Below are 7,308 nucleotides of genomic sequence, written 5' to 3'. Positions count from 1 at the left end.
TGAAAGACCTTGCCCGGGTTCAGGATTCCTGCCGGGTCGAGGGCGTTCTTGACCGCTGTGTGCATGTCCAGCACGGCGTCGCCGACTTCGTCCGCGAGCCCGCGGCGTTTGAGCAGACCGACGCCGTGTTCCCCGGTCACCGTGCCGCCGAAGGCCAGCGCCGCATCGAGGATCTCTTCGAACGCCTGCTGGGCTCGCTCCCGGGCGGCGTCGTCACCGGGCTTGGTGATGATCAGCGGGTGCAGGTTGCCGTCGCCCGCGTGGGCGATGTTCGCGATCTCGGTGTCGTGGCTGCGGGCTATGGCCTCGATGCGTTCCAGCATGTCGGGGACGCGGGCTCTGGGTACGCACACGTCCTCGGTGAGCAGCGGGCCGAGCCGCTCCAACGCCGGGTAGGCGAGGCGCCGGGCGGCGAACAGTGCGTCCGCCTCCTGGGTATCGGTGGAGCGTGCCGCCCAGCTCGCCCCGCCGCGCTCGAAGCAGCCCGCCATCGCCTCGGCCGCCGCATCGCCCGCCTGGCCGGGCTCGTCGATGCGGCCCAGCAGCAGCACGTCGGCGTCGGTGGCGAGTCCCATGTTCTTCCATGCGTCGACGGCGAGCAGGCAATGCCGGTCGACGAGTTCGAGAGCGGAGGGGATGATGCCCGCCGCGGTGACTTCGCGTACGGCACGACCGGCGGTGACCACGGAGTCGAACGAGCCGACGACCGTACGCTCCGGTGGCCGCGCCGGAAGGAGTCGTACGGTGATCTCGGTGATGACGGCGAGGGTGCCCTCCGAGCCCACGAGCAGCCCGCAAAGATCGTAACCGGCGACCCCCTTCGCGGTCCGGCGCCCGACGCGGACGATGCGCCCGTCGGCCAGTACGGCCTCCAGTCCGAGTACGTAGTCGCGGGTGACGCCGTACTTCACGCAGCACACACCGCCGGCGTTGGTGGCCACGTTGCCGCCGATGGTCGACCACGGAGAGCTGGCCGGGTCCGGCGGATACCACAGCCCCTGCTCGGCGCAGACAGCCCGCAACCGGTCGTTGACCACCCCGGGCTGGACCACCGCGAGCCGTTCGACCGGGTCGATCTCCACGATGTCGGTCATGGCCTCGAAGGAGAGGAGCACGCAACCGTCGACCGCGTTGGCGCCACCGGACAGGCCGGTGCCCGCACCGCGAGGCACCAGCGGCACCTGCTGCTCGCCGCACACGCGCACCACGGCGGCCACCTCGTCGGTGCTGCGGGGACGCACCAGGACGCCGGCCTGGCCGTACGGGGCCCACTCGGCCTCGTCGTGGGCGTAACCGGCCAGCAGGTCGGGGTCACTGTGCACCCGCCCGGCCGGCAGCGCCCGGGTCAACGCCTCAAGGACGGTGGTCTTGTTGTTCACAGTGAGCGTTTCCATCAGTGGTGGGGATCCTCGCGGTCGGCACGATCGCGGACGCTCCCAGCTTGCACGTCGGCCGCCGGCAACGAAACCCATGCCTGCCGCGGTTCTGGAGACGCCGGAGACCGGACCGGAGCCGGATCAGCCCCCGGCCGCTCGCGGGAAGCGACCCGCCTCGCCGGTCCGCTGCGCCTGCCCGTACTCGTCAAGCACGTGGTCGAGGCTGCGTTGCGCCGACGCAGCGTGGGCGGTGTCCGGGTCGGCGAGCGTGATCAGCGCCTTCCACAGCGTCCAGCCGCGACCCCGGGCCCACATCGCGTCGTCGACTGCGAGTACGTCGCGGAACGCTTGCCGGCTCTCACCCGACAGAAGCGTCCACGCGATGGTCGCGTCGCATGCCGGATCGCCGACGCCGGAGCACCCGAAGTCGATGACGGCGGCCAGCTTCCCGTCCCTGACCAGCAGGTTCCCGACCGCTACGTCGCCGTGGAACCAGACCGGGCCACCGTTCCAGGTTGCCTGGAGAGCCGTCTCCCACACCGCTGTCGCCGTACGGCCGTCGATCCGGCCGTCCAACGCCTCGATCGTGCGCCGCGTCTCGGCGTCATAGGTCTCCAACGGCGCCCCGCGGAACGCGCTGTGCTGCCCGGCCTTCGGCCCGTCCGTGGGGTCGACCTGCTGCAGGGCGGCGAGGAAGCCGGCCAGCGCCGTCGCGAACTCGGTCAGGTCGTCGATGTGTCCGACACCCGCGTTCTCCCCCTCGAGCCACCCGTAGACGGACCAGCTGAAGGGGTACCCCTCGGCGGGCGCCCCCTTGGCCAAGGGGGTGGGGACGGGAAGCGGCAACTGGGGCGCGAGCGTGGGCAGCCATCGGTGCTCCTTCTCGACCTGTGCGGCGTACCCCTCGCCGCTGGGAAGCCGCACCGTCATCACGTCGCCGAGATGGAAGGTCCGGTTGTCCCAGCCACCGTGCTCGACGGGCCGGACCGGAAGGTCGGCCCACTGCGGAAACCGGGCGTGGACAAGCCGCCGTACCAGTGCCGCATCGATCGGCGGACAGGAAACGTGTCCGTCCTCATTCATCCGGCACAGACTCGTGGGGCTCACCTCGAATGGCAACTGGTTTACGGCTCTGGGCGACGCGGCGCACGCCCGCTGACCGACAGCTGACGGACTAGGCTCGCACAGTGGACGACCACGCCGGTACAGCCCCGATGAGCCCAGAGGATGACGCGGTTCGCGCCGAGCTCATCACCTTGAGGAGGAGTGGGCGGCTGCCATCGTCTCCAACGACGCCGCTCGGATCGCCTCCTTCATTGCCGAAGAGTGGGTGATCGTCTCCGAGTCACCCCGGTGGCGCGGACCTGACTTTCGTGCTCCGTGACCAGTGGCGCCTGGTCACACGCGCTGCACGTAGGGGGCTCGCCACTCCGGCGACGTCTCCGAGCCCGGCTCGGTCCAGTACTCCCGGCCCCGCACGATCTTGCCGCCGCGAATCGTCCAGAACGACGCCACCCGGAACAGCCCCATCGACTCGTGCGGGACCTCCACCTCGGAGACCACCTCTTCGCCGTCCGCCACGATCCGCAACACCCTGATCGACCAACCCTCCGGATACTCCGCGTTGACGCTCACGTAGTTCTCGCGGCCGACGATCCGCTCGCCGGTGACCGGCCACTCCACGACCAGGTCGTCCGCCAGCAACTCGCCGACTCCGGCCCAGTTCCGGGCTTGCGTGGCGTCCCACAATTTCCGAACGATCTCCGATGGCTCCATGCGCGCATCCTGCCAGCCGGCACTGACAGCACCCGGTTCGAGCCGCCTCCGAGCAGTGATCGGGAAGATCAGGCTTTGACATGCAAGCATTTGCTTGCATGATAGGGCTGTGAGCACCGACATGGACAAGGTCTTCAAAGCCCTGGCCGACCAGACCCGGCGGTACCTGCTGGACCGTCTGCACGAACACAACGGGCAGACGCTGGGCGAGCTGTGCGACCGCCTGGACATGACACGCCAGGCGGCGACACAGCACTTGGGGCTCCTGGAAGCCGCGAACCTGGTCAGCACGGTGCGACGGGGCCGGGAGAAGCTCCACTACCTCAATCCGGTTCCCCTCCACCAGATCCAGGAACGGTGGATCGACAAGTTCGAGCGTCCCCGCCTGAGGGCGCTCAGCGCAGTGAAACAACGAGCGGAGAACGTCATGACCACCAAGCCGTCATTCGTATACGTCGTCTACATCGAGAGCACTCCGGAGAGAGTCTGGAACGCCCTGACCGACGCCGACGCCACCGCGGCGTACTGGGGCCACCGAAACGTCTCCGACTGGCAGGCCGGCTCCACCTGGGAGCACCAGCGCACGGACGGTACGGACACCGCCGACGTCGTCGGCACGGTGGTGGAGAGCGTGCCGCCGAGGCGGCTGGTGACCACCTGGGCCGAACCCCACGGAGACGGGACGGACGAACCCTCCCAGGTCTCCTTCGACATCGAACCGTACGAACAGATCGTCCGGCTCACCGTCACGCACGAGAACCTCAAGGACGAGGCCGAACGGGCCGAGGCCGCCCAGGGCTGGGCAGCGGTGCTCTCCAACCTCAAGTCCTACCTCGAGACCGGCAGTCCCCTCTCCCAGCAGCCCTGGCTCGTCCCGACCCGGTGACGTGCCGCTGGCGAGGGCGCGGGTCGCACACACCCGCGCCCTCACGGGCACAGCCGACACCTCAGCCGTCGCGTTCACTCCACACGCGGCCCGAGGCCGCTCACTCGAACGGGTCGAAGTCCTCGTACTCCCCCAGCGCTTCGTCCCGCTCCGCGTCGCGGTCGCGGCGGCGCTGGGCGGCGGGGCGGGGGGCTTCCATGCGGTGGTCCTCGCCGCGGCGACCCAGCATTTCCGCGCCCGTCGCCATGGCCGGCTCCCAGTCGAAGACGACCGCGTCGTCCTCACCGCCGATGGCGACGCCGTCGCCCTCGCGTGCGCCGGCCTTCATCAACTCGTCCTCGACACCGAGGCGGTTGAGGCGGTCGGCGAGGTAGCCCACCGCCTCGTCGTTGCTGAAGTCGGTCTGGCGGACCCAGCGTTCGGGCTTCTCGCCCTGTACGCGGTAGAGGCCGTCCTCTTCCTTGGTAACCGTGAAGCCCGTGTCGTCCACGGCCTTCGGGCGGATGACGATGCGCGTCGTCTCCGTCGCGGGACGGGCCGCACGGGCCTCGTCGATGATCTTGCCGAGGGCGAAGGAGAGTTCCTTGAGGCCGTGCCGGGAGACGGCCGAGACCTCGAGGACTTGATGGCCGCGGGCCTCCAGGTCCGGCCGGATGATATCGGCGAGATCCTGACCGTCGGGGATGTCGACCTTGTTGAGTACGACGACGCGCGGACGGTCGTCCAGGCCGCCGTACTGCGCCAGTTCCGCCTCGATGATGTCCAGGTCGGAAACCGGGTCGCGGTCGGATTCGAGGGTCGCGCAGTCCAGGACGTGCACCAGCACCGAGCAGCGCTCGACGTGCCGCAGGAACTCCAGGCCGAGCCCCTTGCCCTCGCTCGCGCCCGGGATCAGACCGGGCACGTCGGCCATCGTGAAGACCGTCGAACCGGCCGTGACGACACCCAGGTTGGGAACGAGCGTGGTGAAGGGATAGTCGGCGATCTTCGGCTTGGCGGCCGAAAGGACCGAGATGAGAGACGACTTGCCCGCCGACGGGTAGCCGACGAGGGCCACATCGGCGACCGTCTTCAGCTCCAGCACGATGTCGCGCGCCTTGCCGGGCTCGCCGAGCAGCGCGAAACCGGGGGCCTTGCGGCGCGGCGAGGCCAGCGCCGCGTTGCCGAGGCCGCCGCGGCCCGCCTGGCCGGCGACGAAGACGGTGCCCTTGCCGACCATGTCGGCAAGGACCTCGCCCTTCTTGTCCAGGACGACGGTGCCGTCCGGTACGGGCAGGACGAGGTCCTTGCCGTCCGCGCCGGAACGGTGGTTGCCCTCGCCGGGCTTGCCGTTGGTGGCCTTGCGGTGCGGGCTGTGGTGGTAGTCGAGCAGGGTGGTCACGTCGGGGTCGACGACGAGGACGACGTCGCCGCCGCGCCCGCCGTTGCCGCCGTCCGGGCCGCCCAGCGGCTTGAACTTCTCCCGGTGCACGGAGGCACAGCCGTGGCCTCCGTTACCCGCGGCGACGTACAGCTCGACGCGGTCCACGAAGGTGGTCATGAGGGGTGCCTCCTTGGGATGCCCCTGGGGCACTCCCCCTGGGCCTGCGGCCCGGGGGGACCCCCACCCGGCGAAGCCAGGGGGGAAGCCAGGGGGCGTGACGATCGGTTCTCGTGCTCTGTGTGCCAACGCACCGAGGGCGGACCCGCTTCCCGTGCGTACGAGCGGGTCGTACGCACGGAGCGGAGGTCCGCCCTCGGTGACGCGTTGCTGCGCTACTGGTCCGGCTGATTACTCAGCGGCCGGTACGACGTTGACGACCTTGCGGCCGCGGCGGGTGCCGAACTGCACCGCACCGGCGTCCAGCGCGAACAGCGTGTCGTCGCCGCCACGGCCGACGCCCGCGCCCGGGTGGAAGTGGGTGCCGCGCTGGCGGACCAGGATCTCACCGGCGTTGACGACCTGACCGCCGAAGCGCTTCACGCCGAGGTACTGGGCATTGGAGTCGCGACCGTTCCGGGTGGACGATGCGCCCTTCTTGTGTGCCATCTCAGCTCAGTCCTTACTTCTTCTTGGCCGGGGTCGGGATACCGGTGATCTTCAGCGCGGTGTGCAGCTGGCGGTGACCGATCCGCTTCTTGTAGCCGGTCTTGTTCTTGTACTTCTGGATCCGGATCTTGTCGCCCTTGTGGTGATCCACCACCTCGGCCGCGACCTTGACCCCGTCCAGCACCCACGGGTCGCTGGTGACCGAGTCACCGTCCACAACGAGCAGGGTCGAGAGCTCGACGGTGTCGCCGACCTTGCTCTCGGGAAGACGGTCGACCTCGATGACGTCGTCCACAGCTACCCGCTGCTGACGGCCGCCGGTGCGCACGATTGCGTACACGCGGTTCTCTCTCTCGCTCGCTACGGAACCCCTGACGCCAGCCGCTCGGCGCGACCCCGGAGACATCCGGGAACACGGTCTGATCCGAGTGGATTGAGCGGCCTCTCCCCGGCGAAATGCCTCGGGAGGGATTTGCTCAGGAGCGCGACGCATCCCGATGACACGCCGACAGTCAAGGCTACGGGGCGCCGGGCGCCCTGGTCAAACCGGTGCGGAGCCCCCTGGCCGGGGGCTCCGCGCGCCGGTCTGCGGAGTGTCAGTCCTCGGTTGCCGGGGCCGACACCGAGGAGGACGTGTCCTGTTCGGCCGCCGCGGTCTTCTTCGACCCCGAGGAAGCCGACTTCTTCGCCGGGGCCTTCTTGGCCGTCTTCTTCGCCGCGCCATCCTTGTCGGCGGAGGCCTTCTTGGCGGGAGCCTTCTTCGCCGCCGCCTTCTTCGGCGCCTTCTTCGCCGTTCCGGACTCCTCACCCGCGGACTCGTCGGAGGTGACCACGGTGGTGGCCGCCTCGTCCGATGCCGCCGCCGACGGCGGTCCGGCCGGGGCCGACACGCTGCGGGTGGCCCGGCGGCGCGCACGTACGGGGGCGGCGCCGGCCGACGGCTCCGTCACCGGCTGCGGCGCCGGCTCCGGCTCCGGTGCCCGGTCATCGGCCTTGGGTGCGACGACCGTGACCACACCCTCATCCGCGGCGGCGGACGGCGAACCCGCCGGAGCCGACGCCTTACGGCTGGCCCGGCGCCGCGGACGCACCGGAGCTGCCTCCGTCACCGGCTCCGTCACCGGCCGCGGCGCAGCCTCGGGCTCGGGCTCCGCTGCCTGCCGCTCGTCCGGCTTCGGCGCGACGACCGTGACCACGCCCTCGTCCGCGGACGCGGACGGCGAACCCGCCGGAGCCGACGC

Annotated in this window: 7 protein-coding genes and 1 pseudogene; 1 reads left to right on the top strand and 7 read right to left on the bottom strand. The window is 70.2% G+C overall.

The window, feature by feature from the left end:
- The 3 genes from ACRDP3_RS24180 to ACRDP3_RS24170 form a co-directional block, all read right to left on the bottom strand.
- Positions 1 to 1,394: FAD-binding oxidoreductase (locus ACRDP3_RS24180; protein WP_431519112.1), on the bottom strand; the 1,394-nt coding region annotated here is incomplete at its 3' end.
- A 123-nt stretch (positions 1,395 to 1,517) separates the two neighbouring features.
- On the bottom strand, positions 1,518 to 2,459 hold the full coding sequence (locus ACRDP3_RS24175) for an aminoglycoside phosphotransferase family protein (protein WP_431519111.1): 942 nt from the start codon (positions 2,457 to 2,459) through the stop codon (positions 1,518 to 1,520).
- Between the two features lie 315 nt (positions 2,460 to 2,774).
- Positions 2,775 to 3,152, bottom strand: coding sequence for a nuclear transport factor 2 family protein (locus ACRDP3_RS24170; RefSeq protein WP_431519110.1), 378 nt, complete (start codon positions 3,150 to 3,152; stop codon positions 2,775 to 2,777).
- Between the two features lie 121 nt (positions 3,153 to 3,273).
- Between ACRDP3_RS24170 and ACRDP3_RS24165 the strand changes: the two genes are divergently transcribed.
- The gene (locus ACRDP3_RS24165; RefSeq protein WP_431519113.1) at positions 3,274 to 4,038 is read left to right on the top strand and encodes an ArsR/SmtB family transcription factor; all 765 of its coding nucleotides are present in this window, start codon (positions 3,274 to 3,276) and stop codon (positions 4,036 to 4,038) included.
- Between the two features lie 100 nt (positions 4,039 to 4,138).
- On the opposite strand, the gene obgE is transcribed toward ACRDP3_RS24165, so the two are convergent.
- From obgE to ACRDP3_RS24145, 4 genes and pseudogenes are all read right to left on the bottom strand, one after another.
- Positions 4,139 to 5,578: a GTPase ObgE gene (gene obgE / locus ACRDP3_RS24160; protein ID WP_431519109.1), complete on the bottom strand. Its 1,440-nt coding sequence runs from the start codon at positions 5,576 to 5,578 to the stop codon at positions 4,139 to 4,141.
- A 231-nt stretch (positions 5,579 to 5,809) separates the two neighbouring features.
- A complete protein-coding gene (gene rpmA / locus ACRDP3_RS24155) occupies positions 5,810 to 6,067 on the bottom strand; it encodes a 50S ribosomal protein L27 (RefSeq protein WP_431519108.1) in 258 nt (85 codons plus the stop codon).
- 13 nt (positions 6,068 to 6,080) lie between these two features.
- The gene (rplU, locus tag ACRDP3_RS24150) at positions 6,081 to 6,407 is read right to left on the bottom strand and encodes a 50S ribosomal protein L21 (RefSeq protein ID WP_431519107.1); all 327 of its coding nucleotides are present in this window, start codon (positions 6,405 to 6,407) and stop codon (positions 6,081 to 6,083) included.
- Positions 6,408 to 6,663: 256 nt separating this feature from the next.
- Positions 6,664 to 7,308: pseudogene (locus ACRDP3_RS24145) on the bottom strand (hypothetical protein); the annotation flags it as partial.

Origin of the sequence: Streptomyces sp., assembly GCF_050698815.1 — a bacterium.
Classification (GTDB): Bacteria; Actinomycetota; Actinomycetes; order Streptomycetales; family Streptomycetaceae; genus Streptomyces.
The sequence above is the reverse complement of the archived record's forward strand: the minus strand, read 5'-3'. Positions and strand labels throughout refer to the sequence as shown.

Excerpts from the sequence above, each read along its gene's own strand:
- ACRDP3_RS24175 (WP_431519111.1), bottom strand. The coding sequence starts at position 2,459 with ATGAATGAGGACGGACACGTTTCCTGTCCGCCGATCGATGCGGCACTG.
- ACRDP3_RS24170 (WP_431519110.1), bottom strand. The coding sequence starts at position 3,152 with ATGGAGCCATCGGAGATCGTTCGGAAATTGTGGGACGCCACGCAAGCC.
- ACRDP3_RS24165 (WP_431519113.1), top strand. The coding sequence starts at position 3,274 with ATGGACAAGGTCTTCAAAGCCCTGGCCGACCAGACCCGGCGGTACCTG.
- obgE (WP_431519109.1), bottom strand. The coding sequence starts at position 5,578 with ATGACCACCTTCGTGGACCGCGTCGAGCTGTACGTCGCCGCGGGTAAC.
- rpmA (WP_431519108.1), bottom strand. The coding sequence starts at position 6,067 with ATGGCACACAAGAAGGGCGCATCGTCCACCCGGAACGGTCGCGACTCC.